Annotated in this window: 21 protein-coding genes; 3 read left to right on the plus strand and 18 right to left on the minus strand. The window is 70.0% G+C overall.

Going from position 1 to position 25,211, the window contains the following annotated elements; genetic code table 11:
* Positions 1-156 precede the first annotated feature (156 nt).
* From ald to G472_RS0106050, 3 genes are all read right to left on the minus strand, one after another.
* Positions 157-1,275 carry an alanine dehydrogenase gene (gene ald / locus G472_RS0106040; RefSeq protein ID WP_029007654.1) on the minus strand — a complete coding sequence of 373 codons (1,119 nt, stop codon included), beginning with the start codon at positions 1,273-1,275 and terminating at the stop codon, positions 157-159.
* A gap of 68 nt (positions 1,276-1,343) precedes the next feature.
* On the minus strand, positions 1,344-2,180 hold the full coding sequence (locus tag G472_RS0106045) for a 23S rRNA (adenine(2030)-N(6))-methyltransferase RlmJ (RefSeq protein WP_029007655.1): 837 nt from the start codon (positions 2,178-2,180) through the stop codon (positions 1,344-1,346).
* Positions 2,181-2,242: 62 nt separating this feature from the next.
* Positions 2,243-2,881: a transglycosylase SLT domain-containing protein gene (locus tag G472_RS0106050; RefSeq protein WP_245593404.1), complete on the minus strand. Its 639-nt coding sequence runs from the start codon at positions 2,879-2,881 to the stop codon at positions 2,243-2,245.
* Positions 2,882-3,340: 459 nt separating this feature from the next.
* Between G472_RS0106050 and G472_RS31575 the strand changes: the two genes are divergently transcribed.
* On the plus strand, positions 3,341-4,702 hold the full coding sequence (locus G472_RS31575) for a tetratricopeptide repeat protein (protein ID WP_245593405.1): 1,362 nt from the start codon (positions 3,341-3,343) through the stop codon (positions 4,700-4,702).
* 29 nt (positions 4,703-4,731) lie between these two features.
* Here the strand turns inward: G472_RS31575 and G472_RS0106060 are convergent, their stop codons facing one another.
* Entirely contained in the window at positions 4,732-4,962 is a 231-nt protein-coding gene (locus G472_RS0106060; protein ID WP_029007657.1) for an anti-sigma factor family protein, read from the minus strand.
* A gap of 316 nt (positions 4,963-5,278) precedes the next feature.
* Between G472_RS0106060 and G472_RS0106065 the strand changes: the two genes are divergently transcribed.
* Entirely contained in the window at positions 5,279-6,139 is an 861-nt protein-coding gene (locus G472_RS0106065; RefSeq protein WP_029007658.1) for an SDR family oxidoreductase, read from the plus strand.
* 70 nt (positions 6,140-6,209) lie between these two features.
* On the opposite strand, the gene G472_RS0106070 is transcribed toward G472_RS0106065, so the two are convergent.
* The 3 genes from G472_RS0106070 to rimI all read right to left on the minus strand — a co-directional run bounded on the left by G472_RS0106070 (position 6,210) and on the right by rimI (position 9,740).
* Entirely contained in the window at positions 6,210-6,683 is a 474-nt protein-coding gene (locus tag G472_RS0106070) for a sigma-70 family RNA polymerase sigma factor (protein ID WP_029007659.1), read from the minus strand.
* A 427-nt stretch (positions 6,684-7,110) separates the two neighbouring features.
* Positions 7,111-8,571, minus strand: coding sequence for a RimK family protein (locus tag G472_RS0106075; protein ID WP_029007660.1), 1,461 nt, complete (start codon positions 8,569-8,571; stop codon positions 7,111-7,113).
* Positions 8,571-9,740 (minus strand): ribosomal protein S18-alanine N-acetyltransferase, encoded by a 1,170-nt coding sequence (gene rimI / locus G472_RS0106080; protein WP_051340478.1) that lies wholly within the window; start codon positions 9,738-9,740, stop codon positions 8,571-8,573. The genes G472_RS0106075 and rimI overlap by 1 nt, the downstream gene beginning before the upstream one ends.
* 250 nt (positions 9,741-9,990) lie before the next feature.
* Between rimI and G472_RS0106085 the strand changes: the two genes are divergently transcribed.
* On the plus strand, positions 9,991-12,474 hold the full coding sequence (locus tag G472_RS0106085; protein WP_029007662.1) for a glycogen/starch/alpha-glucan phosphorylase: 2,484 nt from the start codon (positions 9,991-9,993) through the stop codon (positions 12,472-12,474).
* 53 nt (positions 12,475-12,527) lie between these two features.
* Here the strand turns inward: G472_RS0106085 and G472_RS31580 are convergent, their stop codons facing one another.
* The 11 genes from G472_RS31580 to gcvA form a co-directional block, all read right to left on the minus strand.
* Entirely contained in the window at positions 12,528-12,794 is a 267-nt protein-coding gene (locus tag G472_RS31580; RefSeq protein WP_035691129.1) for an acyl carrier protein, read from the minus strand.
* A 9-nt stretch (positions 12,795-12,803) separates the two neighbouring features.
* Positions 12,804-13,784, minus strand: coding sequence for a methionyl-tRNA formyltransferase (locus tag G472_RS0106095; protein ID WP_029007663.1), 981 nt, complete (start codon positions 13,782-13,784; stop codon positions 12,804-12,806).
* Positions 13,781-15,382 carry an amino acid adenylation domain-containing protein gene (locus G472_RS31585; RefSeq protein ID WP_051340479.1) on the minus strand — a complete coding sequence of 534 codons (1,602 nt, stop codon included), beginning with the start codon at positions 15,380-15,382 and terminating at the stop codon, positions 13,781-13,783. The genes G472_RS0106095 and G472_RS31585 overlap by 4 nt, the downstream gene beginning before the upstream one ends.
* Positions 15,363-16,400 (minus strand): LLM class flavin-dependent oxidoreductase, encoded by a 1,038-nt coding sequence (locus G472_RS31590; protein WP_051340508.1) that lies wholly within the window; start codon positions 16,398-16,400, stop codon positions 15,363-15,365. The genes G472_RS31585 and G472_RS31590 overlap by 20 nt, the downstream gene beginning before the upstream one ends.
* 259 nt (positions 16,401-16,659) lie before the next feature.
* Entirely contained in the window at positions 16,660-17,769 is a 1,110-nt protein-coding gene (locus G472_RS0106110; protein ID WP_029007664.1) for a GNAT family N-acetyltransferase, read from the minus strand.
* On the minus strand, positions 17,766-18,773 hold the full coding sequence (gene nadE / locus G472_RS0106115; protein ID WP_029007665.1) for an NAD(+) synthase: 1,008 nt from the start codon (positions 18,771-18,773) through the stop codon (positions 17,766-17,768). Before nadE ends, G472_RS0106110 begins: the two co-directional genes overlap by 4 nt.
* A 57-nt stretch (positions 18,774-18,830) precedes the next feature.
* On the minus strand, positions 18,831-20,870 hold the full coding sequence (gene asnB / locus G472_RS31595; protein ID WP_051340480.1) for an asparagine synthase (glutamine-hydrolyzing): 2,040 nt from the start codon (positions 20,868-20,870) through the stop codon (positions 18,831-18,833).
* Positions 20,871-20,908: 38 nt separating this feature from the next.
* A complete protein-coding gene (locus tag G472_RS0106125; RefSeq protein WP_035691131.1) occupies positions 20,909-22,447 on the minus strand; it encodes a class I adenylate-forming enzyme family protein in 1,539 nt (512 codons plus the stop codon).
* Positions 22,448-22,522: 75 nt separating this feature from the next.
* Positions 22,523-22,816, minus strand: a complete 294-nt coding sequence (locus G472_RS0106130; RefSeq protein WP_051340481.1) for an acyl carrier protein — start codon at positions 22,814-22,816, stop codon at positions 22,523-22,525.
* 219 nt (positions 22,817-23,035) lie between these two features.
* On the minus strand, positions 23,036-23,974 hold the full coding sequence (locus G472_RS0106135; RefSeq protein ID WP_029007668.1) for a polysaccharide deacetylase family protein: 939 nt from the start codon (positions 23,972-23,974) through the stop codon (positions 23,036-23,038).
* A 319-nt stretch (positions 23,975-24,293) separates the two neighbouring features.
* Positions 24,294-25,178 (minus strand): transcriptional regulator GcvA, encoded by an 885-nt coding sequence (gene gcvA, locus G472_RS0106140; RefSeq protein WP_029007669.1) that lies wholly within the window; start codon positions 25,176-25,178, stop codon positions 24,294-24,296.
* Positions 25,179-25,211: the final 33 nt, after the last annotated feature.

Consider the following 25,211-nt stretch of genomic DNA (forward strand, 5'->3'; position numbering starts at 1 on the left):
GGATCGTGTCGGCAGCAATCCTCACGGATACTCGCCCTTCTCAACGACATCCTGCATCTCTTGCAAGGACACCGCCTTTCGGCCGGGACGGTACAGAATGCCACGCACATTCATGGTTGACCTCATGCAAGGCGACCCCGGCTCCGCGGCCGCGGACTACAGCCGCAGCGCGTCCTCGGCCGGCTGGTAGTCCAGGCTCTGCGCCTCCGCCACCGCCTTGAAGGTGACGCGGCCGTGATGGACGTTCAGGCCGGCGCGCAGGTGCGGGTCCTCGGCCAGGGCCGCGCGGTAGCCCCGGTCGGCCAGCGCCAGCACGAAGGGCAGGGTGGCGTTGTTCAGCGCGAAGGTGGAGGTGCGTGCGACGCCGCCGGGCATGTTGGCGACGCAGTAATGCACCACGTCGTCGACCACATAGGTGGGATCGGCGTGGGTGGTGGGGCGGGACGTCTCGAAGCAGCCGCCCTGGTCGATGGCCACGTCGACGACCACGGCGCCGCGCTGCATGCGGGCGACCATGTCGCGGGTCACCAGCTTGGGAGCGGCGGCACCCGGCAGCAGCACCGCGCCGATCACCAGGTCGGCTTCCAGCACATGCTCCTCGATGGCGTCGACGGTGGAGTAGATGGTCTGCAGCTTGGCGCCGAACTGAAGGTCGAGTTCCTTCAGGCGCGGCAGCGAGCGGTCGAGGACGATCACCTTCGCTTCCAGACCCATGGCCATGCGGGCGGCGTTGGTGCCGACGACGCCGCCGCCCAGCACCACCACCTTGGCGGCCACCACTCCCGGCACGCCGCCCAGCAGCACGCCGCGCCCGCCCTGCGCCTTTTCCAGGCAGTGGGCGCCCGCCTGCACGGCCATGCGGCCGGCCACCTCGCTCATGGGGGCGAGGAGAGGCAGGCCGCCGAACCGGTCGGTCACCGTCTCGTAGGCGATGGCCACCGCGCCGGAGTCCACGAGCAGCGCCGTCTGCTGCGGATCGGGGGCGAGGTGGAGATAGGTGAACAGCACCTGCCCCTCGCGCAGCATGCGGCATTCCGCCGGCTGCGGCTCCTTGACCTTGACGATCATCTCCGCCTGCGCGAACACGGACGGGGCGTCGGGCAGGATCTCCGCCCCGGCGGCGGCGTAGCGGTCGTCGTCGAGACCGATGGCGGCGCCGGCCCCGGCTTCCACGACGACGCGGTGGCCGTGATGGACCAGTTCGCGGACCGAGGCCGGTGTCAGCCCCACCCGGTACTCGTGATTCTTGATTTCCCGTGGCACGCCGATGAGCATCGAAACACCTCCGCTGCGATGGGGCCCGAGCACCCGCTGCAATAATGTAGGGGGTGCGGCGGGCGCCGTCACTCGGGCACGAGCCAGCTCACGCCCGCACCGCCGCCGGTGGCGGGCAGGGCGGCGTGCAGCGCCGGCAGCGCCTCGCCGAGCGCGGTGTCGAGTGTCCAGGGCGGATTGACGATCGCCATCCCGCAGCCGTTGAGCCGCAGGTGCGTGTCCTCGGGGTGGATGGTCAGTTCGGCCAGCAGGATGCGGCGGATGCCGGTGGCCTCCAGCGCCTCGTGGAAGCGCCAGACCGCCGGGCGCTCCTTGATCGGGTACCACAGGGCGTAGATGCCGGTCGGCCAGCGCCGGTGGGCGCGGGCCAGGCCGTCGGCGAGGCGGGTGAACTCGTCCGGCTCCTCGAACGGCGGGTCCATGAGGACGAGACCGCGGCGCTCGCGCGGCGGCAGATGGGCTTTCAGCGCGGCGTAGGCGTCGCCGCGGTGCACCGCCACCGCGGGGTCGCCGGCGAACTCCCGCTTCAGGGTCCCGGCGTCCTCCGGGTGCAGTTCCACCGCCACCAGCCGGTCCTGTGGCCGCATCAGGGCGCGCGCCAGCAGTGGTGAGCCGGGATACCAGCGCAAGGAGCCGTCGGGGTTGAGGTCCTGCACCGCGTCCAGATAGGGGGCGAGGGCCGGGTGCGGCGGCGGCCGGCCGAACAGCGCGGCGATGCCGCCGACATACTCCCCGGTGCGCTGCGCCGGGTCCGAGGCCAGGTCATAGCGGCCGATGCCGGCGTGCGTGTCCAGCACGCAGAAGGGCGCCGGCTTGGCCCGCAGCCGGTCGAGGATCGCCGCGACCACGGCGTGCTTCAGGACGTCGGCGAAGTTGCCGGCGTGAAAGGCGTGACGGTAATTCATGACCCGCGGTGTAGCGCACCCGTGGGGCCGCCGTCATCCCGTCCGGTGCGGCCCCGGCCCGATCAGTTGATTGCGGCGACCTGGCTGTTGTGGAAGGTGCGGCGGGTGCGCGGCGCGATGGCCGGTGTGCGCTCGTCGTCGCAGGCGGAGGACTCCAGCAGCTTCGCGCTGTCGGTGTCGAGGGCGGCCAGGTGCTGCCACACCTTGCAGACGTACCCCTCCGCCCGGCGCAGGGAGCCGCCGTTGTAGCGGGCGACGGCGGAGCGCCAGCTTCCGAACTCACCGTGCAGGCGGACCAGCAGGCGGCCGGCGAACCAGACGTTGTCCCGCGGGTCGACGATGCGTTCCAGCGGCTGGAACTTGCCGCGGTGGACGCTCAGCGACACCTGCATGCAGCCGACGTAGACGTTGTCGCGCAGGCGGCCCTTGGCATCGCGCAGATGCCGGGCGGCGTCCTCGGTGCCCTTGGCGAAAACCGCCCGGCCGTTGACGCTCATGGCATAGGGATGGGGGGTGCCGCCGACGCCGCTTTCCACCAGGGCGATCGAGACCAGAAGACCGGCGGGGATGTTCAGCGCCCGCTCCGCCTCCACGGCGTGGGATACGCAGGCGTCCTGGCCTGCGGCTGCGGGCTTTGCGTCGAGGGGTGCCAGGGCCATGCCGATGGCGAGGGCCGCAAGCCCTCCGAGCGTTCTGCGCATGCGTCGAACCCGACCACGCATCTCTCCGTCCCCCTTTTGCTGTCCCGCCTGCCCGCGGGGACCGTGCCGTGGCACGGATTTGACTCCCGGCCGCCGAGTCTCTGTACGGCGACCGCCTCCTACAAGAATGACCGCGTCTCCCAATCGGACGCGGGCCGATCATTTTCCGAAATTTGTACCAGCGTCAACCCAATTGATTCCCGGTAATACCACAATCGCCGATTCCGGCCGGTTCGGCGCCCACTCATCTCCTTCGCACTAAAACTTTCGACCGGGTGCGGCAGCGCCTTGATTCACCGGGATTCCCTTGTCGCGGGCCGGCTGTGTTGCAGTTTTGTGCAGGTGCGGCGGTGCGTGGCGAAAAATCCACAATAGACACCTGTTTTCAAAGGGATCTTGATTTTTGCGGCGCGGCAGTGCAGAGCATTGCTCTTTCTCCGGATCCGGACGTGCGACACGGTGTCCATCGCTCCCTCACTCTATGGCTTTGGTGATAGCCCGCCGGCCGGCGGCGACGCCGGGGCGACCACCCTGGAGGCCTGTTTCGAGACCGGATTCCAGCGGCTCTACGCCGGCGATTCCGCGGCGGCCGAGGCGGCGTTCCGTACCGCCGTGGCGCTTGCCCCCGACAGCGCCGAGGCCCGCGCCGCCCTGGCGGAGGCGCTGAGCGCGGCCGGCCGCCCCGGCGAGGCGGCGCAAGCCTTCGCCGAGGCTCTGGCCCGCGATTCGTCCCCCTGGCCCTGGCGATTCGGCCGTGCCGAGGCGCTGGCCGAAGCCGGCGCGCCCGATGCGGCGGTGGCGGCGTTCCGAGACCTTGCGGCCGAGCGGCCCGACGCCGCGGCGGTGCGCCGCGGACTGGCCCGCGCGCTGGTCCGCGCCGGCCGTCCGGCGGAGGCGGTGGGGGAGTACCGGGAGGCTGTGTTCCTGCGCCCCGACGACGTGGCGACGGCCATTGAGCTGGGCGCCCTGCTGACTGCCGCCGGCGAGGCGCCGGCCGCCCTGGAGCTGCTGCAACCGCTGGTCCGCCGCTGTCCGGATGAGGCCCGCCTGCACCTGGAGGTGGGGCGTGCCTGGATCGAACTGCGGGAGGCCGGCAAGGCGTTGGCCGCCCTGCGCCGGGCCCGCGCGCTGGACGAGGCGGACGTCTGCGGTGCCGCGGAGCTGATCGCGGCGCTGGAGGGCGGGGCGCTGGCGGACCTGACGCCGGCCTACGTGCGCGCCCTGTTCGACCGTTACGCCGACCGGTTCGATGCCGATCTCGTGGGGAAGCTGGACTACCGGGGTCCGGCGCTGGTGCGCGAGGCGCTGGAGCGCGTCGGGGGCACCCCGTCGGGGCTGCGCATCCTCGACCTCGGCTGCGGCACCGGCCTGGCAGGGGTGGAACTGCGGCCGTGGGCGGACTGGCTGGCCGGCGTCGACCTGGCGCCGCGCATGGTGGAGAAGGCCGCCGCGCGGGGCCTCTACGACGAGGTGCGGGTCTGCGACATCGGCGCCGCGCTGTGGGCGACGCCCGGCTCCTGGGACGTGCTGGCCGCGGCCGACGTGCTGGTCTATGTGGGCGACCTGACGCCGCTGTTCGCCGCCGCCGCCGCCGCGCTGCGCCCGGGCGGCCGGTTCGCCGCCACGGCGGAACGGCTGGACGGGGCGGAGGGTTTCGCGCTGGGACCGGCGCGTCGCTACGCCCACACCCGCGGCCACATCGAGCAGGCGGCCGCGGCGGCCGGCCTCACGGTGCGTCTCCTGGAGCCCTGCTCACCGCGCCGCGAAAAGCAGGTTCCCGTCGCCGGCTGGGTGTTCGTGCTGGAGACACCCGCCGGTTAGGCACCGGTTTTCCCCCGCGCGGCGGGGGATCACCCCTTGGGTCGCCGCTTGCGCAGCACCTCCAGCATCCGTTCGGGCACCGGCTCTTCCAGCACGGGATCATAGAGCCGGTGCAGTTCCTGCACGTGCTGGCGGTGCAGGGCCAGCAGCGCCTTGGCGTCCGCGTCGGATTCGACGCGGTCTTCGAAGTCGCGGCGTTCCTGCTCGCTGAGGGCGCCGTCCAGGTAAGCGTTGATGTGGCTCATGGTCACGCGCTTCATGTCCATACGATCCCGGAGCGTCTCCAAGCCCTTGCCAAGACCGGCTTTAGCGGTCGGCGACCCGTCCGGCACTATAATCCATCCCGTAAGGGGGCGGGAGTGCCCGTACCCCTTATTATGAGGTGCATTCGAACAACGGTTGGGTACGGTCCCGGTTCCACCCGCCGACGTGCCTGCCGTCGATTTTCCCGCCCCGCCGCCGTGCTTTCGTGTCGCCCGATGTAACAGCGGCTCGGATCGCTTGTTCCAGAGGATGGCGCGTGGCGCGGCACCGTGCCGCGCCGGCCACACCCGTTGGAATCACAAGGAGATCTCCATGGCGCAGCAGGAGGGCGGGCAGCCGGCCCAGCATCAGGACGTGCAGCCCGGCCGCGAAGGCCCGATGAGGCCTCACCCGTCGGAAACCCGACCCGGCTATCGCGGCAGCGGCAAGCTGGAGGGCAAGGTGGCGCTGATCACCGGCGGCGACAGCGGTATCGGCCGTGCGGTGGCGGTGCTGTTCGCCCGCGAAGGAGCGCGGGTGGGCATCGTCTACCTGGAGGAGGACGAGGACGCCCGGGACACGGCGGAGCTGGTCCGGGCAGAGGGGCAAACCTGCACCCTGATCCGCGGCGACGTCGGAAACGAGGACATCTGCCGCCGGGCCGTGGCGCAGATGATCGAAGAGCACGGCCGCCTCGACATCCTGGTGAACAACGCCGCCGAGCAGCACCCGCAGGAGCGGTTCGAGGACATCACCGCCGAACAGCTCGAACGCACCTTCCGCACCAACATCTTCGCCTATTTCTACCTGACCCGGGCGGCACTGCCGCACATGAAGGAAGGCGCAACGATCGTCAACACCACGTCGGTGACGGCGTACAAGGGAAACCCGACGCTGGTCGACTATTCCTCGACCAAGGGCGCCATCGTGGCCTTCACCCGGTCGCTGGCGCTCCAGCTTGCCGAACGGGGCATCCGCGTCAACGCCGTGGCGCCGGGGCCGATCTGGACGCCGCTGATCCCCTCCACCTTTCCTCCGGAGAAGGTGGAGAGCTTCGGGACCGACGTGCCGCTGGGGCGTCCCGGTCAGCCCGACGAGGTGGCGCCCGCCTACGTCTTCCTGGCCGGGAACGATTCCAGCTACATGAGCGGCCAGGTCCTGCATCCCAACGGCGGCAGCGTCATCAACGGGTGACCCGAACAACGCAAAGGCCGGGGCAGTGATGCCCCGGCCTTTGCGCCGCAATCGGAATGCGGAGGATCGGTCAGGCGGCCATCAGGTTGTTGAGGCGTTCACGGGCGCGGCACAGGCGGGACCGGATGGTGCCGATGGACACGTTCAGCTTCTCCGCGGCTTCCTGATAGGGGCGGCCCTCGATGGCGACCAGCTTCACGACCTTGCGCTGGCTGGGGGTGAGGGCGCCGAAGGCGCGGTCGACGTCGCGGAAGACCAGGCGGGAGAGCTGGGACGCCTCGACCGACATGGCCCCGTCCCACAGTTCCACCTTGGTGACGTGCTTGTCGCGCTGCAAATTGTTGAAATGAAGGTTCTTGAGCATGGTGGTGAGCCACGCCTGCATGTTGGTGCCCGGCTCGAAGCGGTGGGAGCGCGAGAGGGCGCGGGCGAGGCAGTCCTGGGTGAGGTCTTCGGCGGCGGACGCGTCGCGCGTCAGCTTGCACGCATAGCGCTGAAGGTTCGGCATGCAGCGGACAAGCTCGGCCTCGAACGAATACGCCATGGTCTCTTTTCCTCCGCGGTTCCATTCGGCGGCGGCTGCCCGGATGTGGCGCCGACCGCCCGGTCTGAAGACGACGAATTCCTTCCGGCGCGCCGAACGGCGCGGCTCCGGCAAGAACTTGATCGTCGGAATGTCGGTTTTGGTCGTGTCGCTGCTATTCGGCCGGTCCGGCCCTGTCGGCTTCGGGCGGGTGTACGGTTCTCGTCATCGCTCGTCTCCCCGTTTCCTCAAAGAGGCAAGCATTCCGGGACGGGTTATCTTCCGGAGTGCTCCCGTTCGAAGTGACGTCGTGGGTCATAACGCGAGGCACGGGGGGTTGTTCCGCCGCGGCCGATGCGAAGATCGGCCATCGGGCAGAGAGACGCCTATTACGGCCTAGGTCAGGCCGCCGCCGGCATAGGCTTGGCCGTAACGGGAAAAACGGCGCTCAACGGCCCTCCAGCCGGCGCAGGAACTCGCGCATGACGGTGAGGTACAGCTCGTCCTTCAGCCGCGCGTCCTCGACGCCCTGGTCGAGGGAGGGGTTGTCGTTGATTTCGATGACGTGGATGCCGCGGTCGTTCTGCTTGAGGTCGACGCCGTAGAGGCCGTCGCCGATCAGCGCCGCCGCCTTCACCGCCGTCTCCACCACCTCCGGCGGGGCCTCCTCGACCAGCAGGGTGCGCGAGGCACCCTGCTCGGCCCGGCCGTTCTGGCCGTGCTTGACGATCTGCCAGTGCTTGCGCGCCATCAGGTACTGGCAGACGTAGATCGGCTTGCGGTTCAGCACGCCCACCCGCCAGTCGAACTCGGTGTACATGAACTCCTGGGCCAGGATCAGGTCCGATTCCTCGAACAGACCCTCGGCGGTGGCTTCCAGTTCGGCGCGCGTCCCCACCTTGAAGATGCCGCGGGAGAACGAGCCGTCGGGGATCTTCAGCACGATGGGGAAGGGGATCTCGCGCTCCAGCCCGGCCAGGCCGCGCTTGTCCAGGATCACCGTGCGGGGGGCGGGAATCCGGTTGGCCTTCAGCAGTTCCGCCAGATAGACCTTGTTGGTGCACTTCAGGATCGAGTTGGGATCGTCGATCACCGGCATGCCCTCCGCCTCCGCCTTGGTGGCGAAACGGTAGGTGTGGTTGTCCAGCGCCGTGCCCTCGCGGATGAACAGGGCGTCGTATTCCGCCAGCCGCAGGAAGTCCCGCTTCTCGATCAGATCCACCTCGACGCCCAGGCTCTCGCCGGCCCGGATGAACTTCTGCAAAGCCCGCGGACCGGACGGAGGCAGCGCCTCCTTCGGGTCGTGCAGGATCGCCAGCGACCAGCGCATGCCCGGCCGTGCCGTCGGCTCGCGCCAGGTGGTGCGGGTGTAGGCGTCGAGCGCCGCCTCGAACTGCGGCTTCTGGTCCTCCTTCAGGTCCTCCAGCGCCAGGGGCTCCACCGCGTGGACGACCCAGGTCTCCTTCAGGCGGACCTGCACCTTCAGGATGGGGCAGCGGAACAGGTCGAAGATCTGCCGGGCGATGTCCTGGAACCGGCGGTCGTCAGCTCGCCCGAAGAAGACGGTGAGGTTGAAGGACGTCTCCGGCGGGTCGGCGAGGCGTTTGATCTTGCGGCGCAGGGCCTCCTCCACTTCCGGCAGGGCGGCGCGGTAGAGGGTGCGGCGGCTGAGGTCGAGGATCGTCTTGACGGTGGGGATCACCCGGTCGCCCCGCGCCTCGGCCAGCAGCGAGCAGTAATAGCCGGTGCCGAGGTATTCGTGGCTGCGGCTGAGATTGATGATCCGCGGGTCGCGCAGCTTGGCGGGTATGGCGTTGGTGACAAAGTCCCGCGCCGTCACCACGTGCAGGTTCGGCTTCGTCCAGGGAAAGGCGGAGCGGCGGTCGACGACGACGAGATACGCGGGCATCAGGCCCCCGGCCGGGTTGGGGTGTGGGCGGGACGGGCGCGCAGCAGCACCGTCGCCTTGAGCTGGGCCTTGCCGTAGCGGGCCATGCGCTCGAAGTCGTGTTTGGGGATGGGCATGGCGGTGCGGTCCAGCTCGGCGTGGTGACGGTCGTAGACCAGAGGATCGTGGACGTAGAGGAAGCGGTCGTCGGCGCCCGACACCACCACCCAGTGGGGAAACTTCTCCCGATAGATGCGATAGCTGCTGATCAGCACGATGGGGATCGCCCCGTCGTGCACCGCCTGCGCCATGTCCGCCGCCGACAGGGTGCGCTGGTGCAGGGCGATGTCGGTGTGCGCCAGCTCGTCCAGGAAGTCCTCATGGACGACGCGCATCACCTCCTTCTTGTCGGCGTCGCGCACGCTGTCCACGAACGGCACGCCCTCGTCCTTGACGAAGATCTCCACCGCGAAGCCGCGCCGCCATGCCGACAGGGCCAGGCCGTAAGGGCCGCAGCCGCCATGGCCGGAGGTCATGAACACCGTGGTCGCCTCGCGCCAGATCCGCACCTCCAGCCGCCGTGTCAGCTCCACCGCCGGGTCCAGCGCCTTCATCGCCATCATCAGCGAGGCGGCACCGCAGGTGAAATCGGTGGTCTGCTGGTAGTAGGGAACCGGGTGAGGCACCGGCGGGACCACCGTGCCGCCGGTGCCCAGGCGCTTTTCCAGCCGCAGCGCCTCCATGTGGTCTTCGTAGTAGTCGTCGTAGACGCCGAACTCACGGTAGCCTGCACTTTTGTACAGGGCGATGGCGGCGGCGTTGTCGCGACGCACCTCAAGGCGTACATAAAGGCAGTCGTGGGCGCGCGCTTCCCGTTCCGCGGCGGCCAGCAGCCGCCGGCCGACCCCCCGGCCGCGGAAGGCCGGGTCCACGGCAAAGGAATAGAGCCGGGCAAGCGAGGTGCCGGCATGGAACAGGACGAGCGCATAGCCGGCGACGGTACCCGTTTGCACCTCCACCAGGGCGGCGGCGTTGGCGCGGGTCAGCAGGTAGTTGAAGCTGCGCCGCGTCAGCCGGTCGGTGGTGAAGCAGCGCTGCTCGATGGCCAGCAGCGCCGGTATGTCCGCGGGGTCGGCCCGGCGCTGCTCCACGCTACCGGCGGCGGTCAGAATGTCGGCGTCATTCGGCATGGAGCGGATCCGGGCGGAAGCGGCGGCGCCATCATACGCGCTTCGCCGCGGTGGGAAAGAGGTGGCAGCCACCGTCGCCCGTCGGTCACAGCGGCAATATACTTGACTGCAATTAAGGGGCAGCCGCATCGTTGATCGGCAAGCCTTAAATCATGCTTAACCAACAGCGATCGAAACTGGCCCGGTTCGGGAAACCTTCGGTTCCCACTCCCCCATCTGCCGGCCGGCCTGAGCAAGGAAGTCAAGACGCATGGACGCTCGTTTCAAGACCCGCGAAATCGAACGGCGCAGCCTCGACGTCGACGGGTTGCAGCGGTCCTTTCTGGAGTGGCTCACCTATTCCGTCGGCAAGGACCCGCGCTCGGCGACCCGGCGCGACTGGTTTCACACCGTGGCTCTGGCCGTGCGCGACCGCCTGGTCGACCGGTGGATGGACACCACGCGCACCTATTACGACGAGGATGCCAAGCGCGTCTACTACATGTCGCTGGAGTTCCTGATCGGCCGGCTGCTGACGAACAGCCTGGCGAATCTCGGCATCATGGACAGTTGCCGGGAGGCGCTGGACCGCATCGGCCTGACCCTGGAGGACGTGGTCGACGCCGAGCCGGACGCCGCGCTGGGCAACGGCGGCCTGGGGCGGCTGGCCGCCTGCTTCCTCGACAGCATGGCGTCGCAGGGCTATCCGGGCTACGGCTACGGCATCCGGTACGAGTTCGGCCTGTTCGAGCAGCGCTTCGAAAACGGCTGGCAGGTCGAGTATCCCGAGCAATGGCTCCAGTTCGGCAACCCCTGGGAATTCCCGCGGCCGGAAGTCCTGTACCCCGTGCAGTTCTACGGCCGGGTCGAGGAGTTCCGCGACTCGGTGGGTGAACGGGCCTACCGCTGGGTGGACGCCGACCGCGTGCTGGCCATGGCCTACGACACGCCGGTGGTCGGCTACGGCGGCCGGACCATCAACACGCTGCGCCTGTGGTCGGCGCGCGCCACCCGCGACTTCAACTTCGGCCACTTCAACGACGGCGCCTACATGAAGGCGGTCGAGCAGAAGGTGATGTCGGAGAACCTCAGCCGCGTCCTCTACCCCAACGACGCGACCGAGACCGGGCGCGAGCTGCGCCTGAAGCAGGAGTATTTCTTCACGTCCGCCTCGTTGCAGGACATTCTGCGCCGGTACCTGCAGCACCATTCCGACTTCGACAGCCTGCCGGACAAGGCGGCGATCCAGCTCAACGATACCCACCCGTCCATCGGCATTGCCGAAATGATGCGCCTGCTGGTGGATCAGCACGCGGTCCAGTGGGAAAAGGCCTGGGAGCTGACGCGGGGCTGCTTCTCCTACACCAACCACACCCTGCTGCCCGAGGCGCTGGAAGCCTGGCCGGTGCGCATGGTGGAGCGTGTGCTGCCCCGCCACATGCAGATCATCTACGAGATCAACGCCCGCTTCCTGAACCGCTCGCGCGCCCGCTCCTCCGGCGACAACGCCCGCCTGTCGCGCCTGTCGCTGATCGACGAGCGGGGCGAGCGCCGCGTGCGCATGGGCAATCTCGCCTTCGTCGGCTCGCACAAGGTGAACGGCGTGTCCGCCCTCCACACCGATCTGATGAAGCAGACGGTGTTCGCCGACATGCACGCCGAGTTCCCGGACCGCATCAACAACAAGACCAACGGCATCACGCCGCGGCGCTGGCTGCACCAGGCGAACCGCCCCCTGGCCGAACTGATCACCAGCCGGATCGGCAAGGGCTGGGTGTCCGACCTCAGCCTGATCGAAGCCATCGCGCCGAAGGCGGACGACCCGGTCTTCCGCGAGGAGTTCCGCCGCGCCAAGCGCGCCAACAAGAAGCGCCTGGCCGCCTACATCGCGCGCCAGACCGGTGTCGAGGTGCCGGTGGACAGCCTGTTCGACGTGCAGGTCAAGCGCATGCACGAGTACAAGCGCCAACTCCTCAACATCCTCCAGACGGTGGCGCTCTACAACGAGATGCGCGACAACCCCACCGTCACCTGGGTGCCGGTGACCAAGATCTTCGCCGGCAAGGCCGCTCCGGCCTACCAGATGGCGAAGCTGATCATCAAGTTGATCAACGACGTCGGCAAGGTGGTGAACCACGACCCGGCGCTGCACGACCTGCTGAAGGTGGTCTACCTGCCCAACTACAACGTCACCGCCGCCGAGATCATCATGCCCGCGGCCGACCTGTCGGAGCAGATCTCCACCGCCGGCATGGAGGCGTCGGGCACCGGCAACATGAAGCTGTCGCTGAACGGGGCGCTGACCATCGGCACGCTCGACGGCGCCAACGTGGAGATCAAGGACGCGGTCGGCGACGAGAACATCTTCATCTTCGGCCTGACGGTGGACGAGGCGAACGCCCTGCGCCAGGGCGGTGCCTACAATCCCCGCCAGGTGATTGCCGCCAACCCCAGCCTGAAGCGGGCGCTGGACATGATCTCCACCGGCGTCTTCTCACCCGACGATCCCCACCGCTACCACCCGATCATCCAGGCGCTGACCGACGGCGGCGACCATTTCCTGGTGACCGCCGATTTCGCCGACTACTGCCGGGCCCACGAGGCGGCCACCGCCCTCTACCGCGATCAGGAGGAATGGGCGCGCAAGGCCGTGCTCAACACCGCCGGGATGGGCTGGTTCTCGTCCGACCGCACGATCCGCGAGTACGCCGAGGAGATCTGGGGCGCCAAGCCGGTGATCCCCGGCGGCGAATAGGCACCGCCGCCCGCCCCGTCCGGGGCGGGCGCATGGTGCCGGTGGCGGCCGGCTCAGGCCGCCGCCGTGTCCGGCTTGCGGGCGAGATCGGCCACCAGGGCGGCGATCCGATCCACGGTCCGGAGCTGGTCCAGCTCCATCTCGTCCAGCGGGACGGTGACCTGGAATCGCTCTTCCAGGATCATCACCAGTTCCACGAAGGTGACGGAGTTGATCAGCCCGGTTTCGATCAGGTCGGTCTCCGGATCCGGAACCGCGACGTTCAGATCCGTCGCGAAGATGTTCATCAGCGTGGTTTCGAAGGAGTTCGGCGAGGTCATCGTCGACACCTATGCAGCCTGGGAAGGAAGGGTGAGGTCGGCGGGCTTGCCCGACAGAAGATCGCCCGGTGCCAGACGGTCGGCGGCGGCCATGCGGCGGCCATCGACGGACAGCTTCTCGATCAACAGCTCCTCGTCGCCGCAGGCGACGCGGGCACCGCTGCCGTCCACCCACACGACGCTGCCGGGCGGCGCCCCGGCCGGCCGGCCGGTCGTGCGCACCCGGATCAGCGCCAGGACGCGGCTGGCCAGCGACGCCCGGGCCGTCCCCCACGGGCTGGGGAAGGGGCCGAAGTCGCAGGCGCGCACCAGTGCGGCGATGCGGGCCGCCGGACCGCTCCAATCGACCCAGCCGTCGTCGGGCGGCCGGCGGCCGTAGACCCGCCGGCCCGCGTCGCCCGGCGGCACGGCCGGCAGCGAGGCGGGGTCGGTGGCCAGTGTCTCGGCCACCCGCAGCATCAGCGGCACGCCGTAGCGGGTGCATTTCACGTACAGGTTCAGCGCGCTGTCGCCGGGGGCGATCGGGAAACGGTGGGTGTAGGCGACCGGGCCGGCGTCGACGCGCGGGACCATGCGATGGACCGTCACCGCGTGTTCGGTTTCGCCGTTGACGATGGCCCAACTCGGCGCGTTCAGCCCGGCGTAGCGGGGCAGCGGGCCGGGATGCAGGTTGAAGGCGCCCAGCCGCGGCGCGTCCAGCACCTCGGGACAGATGATGTGCAGGGAATGGGCGTTCAGCAGCAGGTCCACCCCGGCCGCCCGGATCGCCTCGGCGAACTCCGGCCGTCGCACGAAATCGGCCGGCCAGGTGGCCAGGCCGAGGCGCTGCGCCGCCTGCCACACGCCGGGACCGCCCGACGGGGTGCCGTCGGGCGAGGCCAGCACGCCGACGATGCGGTGGCCGGTTTTCGCCAGCGCCTGGAGAAGCTGGAGCCCGGCCGCCTCCTCGCCGGCCAGCAGGATCGACAGCGGTTTGGCGGGCGCCGTCATGCGGCACCCCGCCCGGCCGCCGGGGTGGCGAACGTCTCGTCCTGAAGACGGCGCCGGTCGATCTTGCCGTTGGCGTTCTTCGGCAGCGGGTCCATCACCGCCCAGCGGGTCGGCAGCATGTAGCCGGGCAGGCGGGCCGCCAGCAGGGTGCGCAGCTCGGCCGGCGGCAGCTCCGTGCCCTCGTTCGGGGCGTAGGCGCAGCAGATGGTGGCACCTTCGAAGGCGTCGCGATCCACGGCGACCACGGCGTATTCCTTCAGCCGCTCGACGGCGCCCAGGGCGGCTTCGATCTCGCCCAGCTCGATGCGGTAGCCGCGGCTCTTGATCTGGGTGTCGGCGCGGCCGACGAAGTGGATCAGCCCATCCTCCCCTCGCTTGGCCAGGTCGCCGGTGCGGTACATCAGCCCGTCCCCGTCCGCCGCCGGCACGAAGGCGGCGGCGGTCTTCTCCGGGTCTTCCCAGTAACCGTCGGCGAGGCCGGCCCCGGCGATGAACAGGTGCCCGATCTCGCCGGCCGGTGCCGGCCGGCCGGCGTCGTCCAGGACGAACATCCGCTCCCCCGCGCAGGGCGTGCCGATGGGGATGGGCAGCGCCGGGTCGGCGGGAACCGACGGCACGGTGTAGAAGCTGGAGGCGATGGTCGCCTCGGTGGGACCATAAAGGTTGGTGAAGCGCACGTGGGGCAGCCGTTCCATCCAGTGGATCAGCGCCGGCGTCGGCAGCACCTCGCCGCACCACAGGACGCGGGTCAGGGACGGGAAGTCGTTCGGCTTTACCGCGTCCATGCGCGCCATGAAGTTCATCACCGACGGCACGGAGAACCACTGGGTCAGCTCGTGCTCGCGGATGAAGGCGGCCAGCTTGGCCGGGAGCAGGTTCAGCTCCGGCGGCACCAGGTGCAGCTCCGCGCCGGTGCTGAGCGCGCCGTAGATGTCGAAGGTGGAGAGGTCGAAATGGAAGGGGGCGTGCCCCGACACCCGGTCGCCCGGCTGGTAGCCGAAGTAGTCGGTCGCCCACTCCACGAAGGTGACGGCGGCGGCGTGGGGGATCACCACGCCCTTGGGCAGCCCGGTGGAGCCCGAGGTGAACAGGATGTGGGCGTTGGCCTGCGGCGCGCCGGGGAGGTCGAGCGGCGTCGCCGGCCGGGCGTCCACGTCGTCCCGGCCGAACGCCGGGGCGATCTCCGCCGGCGCGTCGCCCTCCAGCCAGCCCACGGCCGCCGCCCGGGCGGCCTCGCTGACGGCGCGGACGTTCTCCAGCAGCGTGCCGGCCGGCTTGGCGGCCAGCAGCACGCGGGGACGGCAGGCGTCGACGATGCGCGCGGCGCGCGGCGCCGGGTTCTGCACGTCGATGGGGACGTACAGGCAGCGGGCCTTGAGCACGCCCAGCATGGCGACCACCGCGTCGGGTGACTTGGGCAGCATCAGGCCGACCCGGTCGCCGTCGCGGCAGCCGGCGTCGCGCAGGCAGTGCGCCAGCCGCGTCGCGGCGTCGTCGAGCTGGCGGTAGGTCAGCCGCCGGTCGCGCATGACGACGGCGGTGGCCGTCGGGTGGCGGTCGGCGCTGGCGCTGACCAGGTCATGCAGCAGCTTGGGCATGGCTCACCTTGTTGAGTGCGAGATCGAAGGCGGTGTTGATGTGTTCGAACTCCGCCGCGGAGGGCGAGATGTCGAGGATGACGGTGCGGTGCCCCTTGGCGATGTAGCGCGCCAGTTCAGTGGCCACATCCTCGTAGGTACCGACCAGATAGGGGCAGAAGGTCTTGTAGTTGCGGAACGGACCCAGCCAGTAGGGGCTGTCGGGGCCGGCCGGCCGCTCCTCCAGGTCGGAGAGCTGGCGGTGCCACACGCTGTCGGACACGGCGGTGGCCAGCCGGTGCAGGACCGCCCCCTGGCGGGTGGCGGGAAAGCGCTCCGCCGCGACGCGCCAGGCGCGGTCGGCGGTGTCGCGGGCGATGATGCCCACCCGTACCCCACAGGCCACTCCGGCCAGATCGGCCTCGCCGACCTCCTGCTCCGCCGGCTTGGGATAGCGGATGGCGGTGGCGCCGATGGTGCGGGCCGCCTCCAGCCCGGCGTCGGAGGAGCCGGAGATCAGGATGTCCGGGAACAGCGACTCCGGCAGAGCCGGCGCCAGCGTCAGGTTGGTGACGCGGTAGTAGCGACCGTCCAGCGTCACCGGCGCGCGCCCTTCCAGCAGGCCGGTGATGATGCGGGTGTATTCGGCGGTGCGGACGTAGCGGTCGTCGTGGGGCGTGTCGTCGCCCAGGGCCAGCAGGTCGTTGCGGAAGCCGCCGGCCAGCATGTTCAGCGCGACCTTGCGGCCGTGCAGGAAGGCCAGCGAGGCGATCTGCTTGGCCACCCAGTAGGGGTGCATGTAGATCGGCTGCACCGCCACCAGCGGCGCCAGCCGGTCGGTGTGTGCCATCACCGCATGGGCCAGGTGCCAGGGATCGACCAGACCGTTGTCGGTGTAGAGCAGCATGCCGGCACAGCCCGCCTCCTCGCTCCACTGCGCGTGCCGGACGGCCGTGCGCAGGTACTCGGCCTGCGGCACGTCCTTCGACTGCGGGCATGTCGAATAGATGGTGAGAGAGTCGGGCGCACGTGTCGTCATCGGATTCACCGCCATGTTGCAATGTCCAGGCCCCGCGCCGGGCGCAATGGTTCGCTCCGCGGGCTCGTCGCGTCTCGGGCGAACCCTCGACCAATCTAAAAAGCGCAAGCGGAGCCGGCCACGGCGCGGGAGTATGCTTTCGCGGAAGAGACGTATTCTTTCTGAAGGTTGAGGTTCTGCCGCATTCGGCGCCGCCGTCCGGACAGGCGGCGCAACGGGGGTGCCCCTCCCGCCGTTGCGGCGCAAGGGGCCCTCCGTTCTATCCGTCAGCCAGTTCGCGGAAGCCGATGTCGCTGTCGGCCGTGGTGAGGAACCAGTTCCGCGGATCGGCCAGGAGGGGCTTCAGCTCCTCGTAGCCGGGGCCGGGACGGGCGACCACGCGGGTCGCCTTGTTCAGCCCGTTCTTCAGGCACAGGAAGCCCAGCGGGGTCAGCGCCCCGGCGGCGTCCCGGTTCATGGTGCGGCAGAGCAGGGCCGCCGCCCCGTCGTGGCGCGCCTGGTCGACCAGCAGCGCGAAGGTCGGCCGCAGCCAGCCGGGACGGGCCAGATAATCCACCACGACCGCCACCGTGGCGCCCTTCCAGCGGTCCAGGCGTACCACCGCGTAGGCCATCGGCTCGCCCCGGCGCATTACGTAGAAGCGCCGGAAGCGGGCGGCGGCCGGGCAGCGGTCGAAGCGCCAGTTCAGGAACGCCCGGTCACGCCGCGCAAGCACCGGGTATTGGGGCGCCGCCGCCTCCCACAAGGCGTCGGACCGGCCGTCGAAGCCGTCCACCTCCACCGGGCGGGCGCCGCGCAGGCTGGCCGCCGCCGCCATGGCCATGGCGGCGGCGGTCAGCACCGGGCGGGCAGCACCGGCGGCCAGCCGCACCGCCGTACCGCCCCGGCCGGCCGCCCGCAGGCTGGCGGCCGGGTCGATCACCCGCACGAAGGTCGGCATGGAGCCTAGGTCGCACCAGCCCGAGCGGATGTAGGACTTGTACGCCGGATCCGTCATGCCCAGCGACACCGTCACCGCGCCGGTGTTGGCGTGCGTCTCGGTCAGCGCCGGGCCGACTCCGCGCAGGCGCCATTCCGGAGCCACCATCAGGTCGATCCCCCACGAGGCGGCGACCGTCCGGTCTCCCGTCTTCAGGCGGAACGGGATGCCCGACTGCTGGCCGACGATGGCGCCGTTGCGCTTGCACAGCCAGAGCTGGAGCCCCTCCGGATCGGGGTGGGGCACCTCCCGGTAGATCCAGCGGAAGTACGCCGGATCCGCCTGGATGGAGTCCGCGCCGAAGAACTCCCGGTGGAACGCCGCGAGCGCCGGGCCGTCGTCCGGTTCGAACCGCCCGATGCCCCTCTGGGCCCAGGCGACCACACTCATGCCGTGGCCCCTTCCATGTCGACCTTCTGCACCAGGATGGCGTCGCGCAGGATGCGGGCGGAGGTGCGGCGCTTGCGCACAATGTCCTGGTAGACGCGGCGCACCTGCGCCGGCTCGATCCCCAGGCCGCGCGCGGCCGCCTCGTCCGAGACGCCGTTGCCGAAGGCGAACAGGGCAAGGTCCAGCTTGTCGTAGGGCAGGGCGTAGTAGAACTCCTCCTGCGTCTGCGGCAGCGTGTAGGTGTCGGTGCTGGGGGTCTGGTTCCGGATTTCGTCCGGCAGGCCCAGCCAGGCGGCCATCCGGTAGACCTGCGTCTTGTAGAGGTGGGCGATCGGCTTGAGGTCGGCCAGGCCGTCACCGCCGCGCACGAAGAAGCCCAGTTCGTACTCCAGCCGGTTGGGCGTTCCCAGCACGGCGTAGTTCAGCGCATCGGCGTGGGTGTATTCCATGGTCTTGCGAACGCGCTGCTTCAGGTTGGTGGCGGCGACCACCTCCAGATAGACGTCGACCGGCATGCGCACCGTTTTCATGTCGCCGTCCGGCGACTGCACGGTGATCGTGAAGTAGTTGACCCGGTCATGGTCGAGCAGGCCGCCGGCCAGGCCGATCTTCTGCTTCCAGCCCGGCCCGAAGCCGGGGATCAGACGGCGGATCGCCGCGTCGCGGCGCTCGTAGCAGCCCAGCGCGGTGAGCGGGGCGGTGATGTTCTCCATAACCGGCTCGACGCCGAGCTGGTGGCACAGCAGGCGGCCGCGCTGCGTGCTGCTGTCGGAGGACTCCTTTTCCGGCATCAGCAGCAGGCGCACCCGATCCGGCCCCAGCGCGCGGACCGCCAGTGCGGCGCAGACCGAGGAGTCGATGCCGCCGGACACGCCCAGCACGATGCCCTGGCGGCGCAGGTCGACCGCAACGGTGTCGCGGATGGATTGCTCGATCTCGCGGGCCGCGGCGGCGCAGTCGAGGTCGAGCACGCGGCTATCGAACGGATGCAGGTCGTTCAGCATGTGGTGTGGTTCCCCGGTTCGCGTGTGCGGTGGTGTGTGTGGTGTCGTCAGTGCGGATCAGCCGGCGCGTACGGCGTGCCGAACGGCGGGCCGGGCACCGGCGTGGTCTTCCAGAACGTGCAGGGTGGCGGCTTCCAGCCGACCCCGCGCGCGCGTGGCGCGGTCGCGGAAATCCTCCCGGTAGGCGTGGGCGAGCATCTGCAGGGTCAGCACGCCGACCAGCGCCATCTCCTCGCGCTCGCCGGCCATGCGGCCTTCCTGCCGGTGGGCGCGGGCCGCCAGTTGGGCGACCCCGGCGGCGTCCACCAGGCCGAACCCGTCGAGCGCCCGTTCGCTGAGAAGCTCGTGGACATAGTCCGGCGCCTGCGGCCCGAACAGGGAGGTGGTCATGGGCGCCCGGTATGGGCGCTTGGGACGATGACCGACCTCCCGCGGCAGGAGTCGGCCGGCCAGCCGGCGCAGGGCCAGCTTGTCGCGCAGCCCCAGCATCTTCACCCGGTCCGGCAGGGCATTGCACAGCTCCACCACGTCGGGATCGAGGAAGGGGTAGCGGACCTCGATGCTGTTGGCCATGGCGACGCGGTCGCCCTGGCTGGCCAGCAGATAGGGGGTGAGGAAGGTGTCCATCTCCACCGCCTGCGCCCGGGCCAGCGGCGACCAGCCGGCGTAGCCCTCGGGCAGGCGGTCGAGGATGGCCCGCTCGGCCGCCGGCCCGTCGAAGGCGGCGCGCACGTCGGGCGACAGCAGGCGCTGCGTCCATGCCGTGTTGGTCCAGCGGATGCGGTGGCCGTAGAAGGGGTCATCCGTGTCCTGAAGGCCACGGCGGAAGAAGCTCTGCCACAGCGGGCTCGCCTTGTTGCCGCCCATGGCGGTGAAGGCGTGGACGCGGCTCATCAGCCGGGCACGCGCCGCCGAGTCCGGTCGGCGCGCCCAGAAGCGGCGCACCCGGTCCTCCTTGAAGACGTCGTAGCCCGACAGCAGCTCGTCCGCTCCCTCGCCGGACAGGACGACGCGGATGCCGTTGTCCTGCACCAGGCGGGACAGCATGAACATGGGGGCCGGGGCCGTGCGCAGCAGCGGCGTCTCGGCGTGCCACACCACGTCGGGCAGGGCCTCCTGGATCTCGCGGGGGCCGACGAGGATCTCGTGGTGCTCGGTCCCGACGAAGCCGGCGACCCTGCGCTGCTGTTCGGTCTCGTCGAAGGCGGGGTCGGCGAAGCGGACGCCGAAGCTGTGCACGCCGCCGTCTTTGCCCCGGCGCACCAGCCCGGCGATGACCGAGCTGTCCAGGCCGCCGGAGATGTAGACGCCGACCGGCACGTCGGCGCGCAGGCGCAGGCGGACCGCCTCGCCGAGCCGTTCGCCCAGCGCGTCCGCCGCCTCGTCCACCGACAGCCCGGCCAGGGCGGGATCGCATTCCACCCGGGGCGTCCAGTAGCGCTCGGCCCGGATGGCGAGCGTCTCGTCGATGCACAGGGCGGTCGCCGCCGGCACCGCCTCGACCCCGGCGAAGACGCTGCCGTGGGGGGCCACCGACCAGTGGGCGAAGACCCGCGCCAGGCGCGACCCGTCGAACCGCGGCGCCACCCGGCCGCCGGCCACCAGCGCCTTGACCTCCGAGCCGAAGACGATGTGGTCGCCGACGCGGGCGTAATGCATGGGCAGGATGCCCATGCGGTCGCGCACCAGCCACAGGCGGCGCTCCGCCGCCTCCCACAGGGCGAAGGCGTACTGGCCGTTCAGGCGGGCCCAGGCGGCGGGTCCCCACTCCTCGAAGGCGTGGACGATCACCTCGGTGTCGGTGCGGGTGTAGAACCGGTGGCCGCGCGCCTCAAGTTCCCGCCGCAGTTCGACGTGGTTGAAGATCTCGCCGTTGAACGAGATCCAGACGCTGCCGTCCTCGTTGCGGATGGGCTGGAAGCCGCCGGCCAGGCCGACGATGCTGAGACGGGCGTGGGCCAGCCCGACGCGGTCGTCGCGGTAGAGGCCATACCCGTCGGGCCCGCGGTGCCCCAGCATGGCGATCATCCGCCGCAGCTCTTCCAGGTCGGGGGGCTCGGCGCGCGGGCCGGCGAGAATACCAGCGACACCACACATGGGGTGCACTCCTCGTTGGGTGACGGTGCCGGAACGGATCAGGCGGTGCCCGCCAGCACCGCCCGCTTGAGCTTGCCGGACTCCGTCTTCGGCAGTTCGGCGTGCAGTTCGATGAACCGGGGGACCATGTGGCTCTCCAGCCGGGCACGGCAGTGCTGGCGCACCTCCGCCTCGTTGACCGTCGCACCCTCGCGCGGGACCAGGAACGCCTTGACCGCCATGCCGTCGACCGGGTCGGGGACGCCGGCCACGCCCGCCTCGGCGATGCAGTCCAGCTCGCACAGGACCGCCTCCACCTCCTTGGGACTGACCTTCTCGCCGCGGCACTTGAACACGTCGTCCTTGCGGGCGACGAAGTGCAGGAATCCCTCGGCATCGGCGTAGAACAGGTCGCCGGTGTGGTAGCGCTTGCCGCCGCGCGGGTCGTCGCGCAGCTTGTCCGCCGTCGCCTCCGGCCGGTTCCAGTAGCCGCGCATGACGTTGGCGCCGCGCACCACCAGTTCGCCCACCACGCCGGGGGCGGCGGGGTTGCCGTCCTCGTCCAGCACCATCGCCTCGCAGTTGGGGATGGCGCGGCCGACCGAGGCGATCTTGTCGTCCAGCCGCTCCGGCTCCAGATAGGCGACCCGGGTCGAGCATTCCGTGCAGCCGTACATGGAGAAGAAGGCAGCGTGCGGGAACAGTTCGCGCACCCGCCGGATGTGGGCCACCGGCATGGGGGCCGCGGCGTTGGTCAGGTAGCGCAGGGAGGAGAGGTCGGCGGTGCGCGCCGTCTCCATCTGCAACAGGGTGGCAAACAGCGTCGGCACCCCGGCCAGGCCGGTGATCCGATGCTCCACCATGCGCGCCAGCGTGTCGGCCGGGAAGGCGAAGGAGCGTTCCAGCACCAGTGTGAAGCCGACCAGCGCCGAGGTCACCACCTGGGAAAGGCCATAGCCGAAGGTGACGGGCAGAACGCACATCACCACATCGTCGGCGGTGTTGGCGAGATACTCGGCGATCGACCGGTTGACGGCGCAGAGGTTGGCGTGGGTGAGCATCACCCCCTTGGGCTTGCCCGTGGTGCCGGAGGTGTAGAGGATGGCGGCCAGGTCATGATCGATCAGGCCGGCGTCACCGGGGGTGGCCGCTCCGGCCAGGGCCTCGGCGAAGGAGGCGGCCCCGGCGCAGTCCGGCACCACCGGGCCGACCCACAGGGTGGAGGTGACCGAAGGAGCCTCCGCCAGCGCCGGCAGGACGGTGCGGGCCAGCGCCGTCGGTGCGACCAGCGCCGTCACCGTGCAGTCGTTCAGGATGTAGGCGAGCTTGTCGGCCTTGGTGGAGGGGTTGACGGGGACATAGACCGCGCCGGCCTTGCTGGCGCCGAAGAAGGCGGTGACGTACTCGGCGGAGTTTTCCAGCATGATCGCCACGCGGTCGCCGCGCCGCACCCCGCGTTCGCGCAGCGCGACGGCGATGGCGTCGCTGTCGCGGTCCAGGTCGGCGAAGCTGCGCCGGACCTTGCCGGCGATCAGCGCGGTCTTGTCCGGCAGGCGCCGGGCGGTGTCGCGCAGGAAATGGTGAACCAGATAGGCCATGGGCATGTCCCGTCGGTGGAGCAGGGGCGCCGGTCCGGGCGTGGGCGGCCCGGACCGGGTTGGCGTATCCCCCGGTCAGGCGGCGTCCTTGAGCGCCTGCTTGCTGCGCACGAAGGCGGCGATGCGCGCGACGGAGTCGAGGTTGTCGGCCACGAGGTCGTCGTCGTCGATGGCGATGCCGAAGTTCTCCTCAAGAAACGCGACCACGTGCATGATCCCGGTGGAGTCGATGATTCCCGTCTCCAGCAGGGAATCGCCGTTGTCGAAGCCGGAGTCCTTCCCCAGCAGGAAGTTCTCGACGATGAAGGAGCGGATCTGCTGAGTGATCATGGTGTCGACCTTCGGCTCGGTGTTGGTGGCGGTCAGCATTGCGAAGACACCTCCGTTCGGGGACTGGGTGGCGCGGACGTCTGGGCGGACAGCCGCAAATTGGTGAACGTGGTCTGTGGTTATATTGCACGTCCCGGTGAAGCGTTGAAACGGCGTAAGGACGGTAATCCCTCGAAATTCGTGGATATTGAAATCCTCTAGGAAGGGGTAGGCATCCTTGTTTGGGTAATACTTGCGAGTTGCTTCGGCCGTACCGGTTCATGCGCTGGCCGGTCCGCCGGCGGTGCGGGTCGGCGGCGGCGTGCCGGCCGTTGCCGCCGCCCGGGCGCCGCGCAACGCCCGGCGCAGGACACGCAGCAGGCGGGGTATCCCCGTCAGTTGCACCTCCAGCCACGGGACGGTCGCATCGTCGGAGACGATGAAGCCCTTCAGGCGCATGGGATCGGTGTCGGGGCCGTTCCAGCCCGGTTCGATGGTGCGGGCGGTGCGGTAGCCGGCGTGGCGCAGGATCGCCAGGTCGCGCTCCCCGTAGTCACCGTTGGGGAAGGCGAAGTGGCGGCACGGCGTGCCCCCCATCCCTTCCTCAAGCTCCTGCCGGCACAGCGCGATCTCCTCTTCGGCCTGCTGGTCGTTGCAGCGGGGCAGGATCGGGTGCGTGCGGGTGTGGGCGCCGAAGTCGGCGCAATCCGCCAGGCGGCGCACGTCGTCCCAGCCCATGGCCTGCGGGGCGGTCGCGTCGGCGTCGGGGTCGTCGCCGGCTTCGGCCAGGCGCCGGCGGCGCTCCGCATCGGGAACCAGCTTCAACGCCTCGGCGCCCAGGCGCGCCGCCGCCCCGGTCTTCCACCAGTAGGGCCGGTGGGTTCCGACGATGCGGCTGCACAGGAAGATGGTGGGCCGCACCCCATAGGTGCGGAACAGGTCGGCCAGGGCGGCGTTGCCCCGGTGGCCGTCATCGAAGGTCAGCACCAGTGGATAGGCGGGCAGGGCGTCCCAGTCACCGTTCTCCAGGGCATCCGCCACGGCGTCCATGGTGGTGAAGGTGTAATGGCGGGCGTAGAAGGCGAGATGCTCTTCCAGCACCGACGGATCGGGATCGTGGTAGACCACGATGGTGACCCGCCGCCGGGCGAACAGGGCGCGCAATCCCCAGCCGAGTCCCGACCAGCGAACCAACCCGCCCAGAGCATCCTTCCGCATTCCCGTCCTCCCTCCGGTCGGCTGGTGAAGCCGGATTAAATAGTGTACTAATAGTTCCGTTCTGCTCGCCGTAAGACTTGGAACCGAGATAAGAACGGTGCGTCAGGACGGCAACGGAGCGAGGGGGTTACACACTGAAGCTTATGTATGACTTGCGAATTATGTTTCCTTCCAGGGGAGTGCCACACCCGACACGGAGCCGGCTCCGGCCGGATGCACAGAGTGCCAAGGCACACACAGGCGATGTAAGCCGCGCGGACGGTGTACGGCCAACGGCCGCGCCGCCGCTCCGTCCGGGAGGCCGGATGCGGACCTCCGATCACTCCGGCCGGTTGCGCGCCTCGGCCAGCAACCAATCGCGAAAGGCAGCGATGGCCGGGCGGTCCGCCGTGCCTTCGGGGCAGACGAACCAGTAACTGCCCGAGGTCGCCTCGATCCCGGGAAACGGCAGGGCGAGCCGGCCCGCCGCCACGTCCGCCGCCGCCAGCACACGGTCGGCGACCGTCGCTCCGAGACCGGAGGCGGCGGCCTGCAACGCCGGGTCCATGGCGTCAAACACCGCGCCCCGGCGCAGGGCGTCGGGGGTCGGCAGGCCGGCCGCGGCAAGCCAGAGGTCCCAATCCCGCCCTTCCGAACAGCCGTGCAGCAGGGGGATCCCGGCAAGATCGGCGGGCGTACGCAGGCCGGCCGCCAGGGCGGGGGCGCAGATCACCGTGAGGCGCTCCGGCAGCACCTCCACCGCGGCCGCCCCGGGCTGCGCGGGGCTGAAGGTGATGGCCGCATCGAACTCCTGCGGGTCGACGTCGGTGTGGTTGGTCCAGCCCACCGTGACACGCACCTGCACATCGGGGTGGCGGGCCTGAAAATGGCCCAGGCGCGGCATCAGCCAGCGGATACCGAAGGAGAACGCCACCCGGATGCGCAGGTCCCGCCCCCGCGCGGTCAGGCGCGCCATCGTCTCGGCCATGTGGTCGAAGGAGCGGGACAGCACCGGCAGCAGCAACCGGCCCTCCTCGGTCAGTTCGACGCGCCGGGTCAGCCGCCGGAACAGGGGCGCGCCCAACCATTCCTCCAGGCTTTGCACCTGACGGCTGATCGCACCCTGGGTCACGCACAACTCGTCCGCGGCCCGGGAGAAGCTGAGGTGGCGCGCCGCCGCCTCGAAGGCGCGCAGGGCGTGGAGCGGCGGAAGGTGGCGGCGCATGGGGTGGTCATGAATGAGCGTCGATCATCCATG

It is taken from the genome of Azospirillum halopraeferens DSM 3675 (assembly GCF_000429625.1).
GTDB classification, from domain to species: Bacteria; Pseudomonadota; Alphaproteobacteria; order Azospirillales; family Azospirillaceae; genus Azospirillum; species Azospirillum halopraeferens.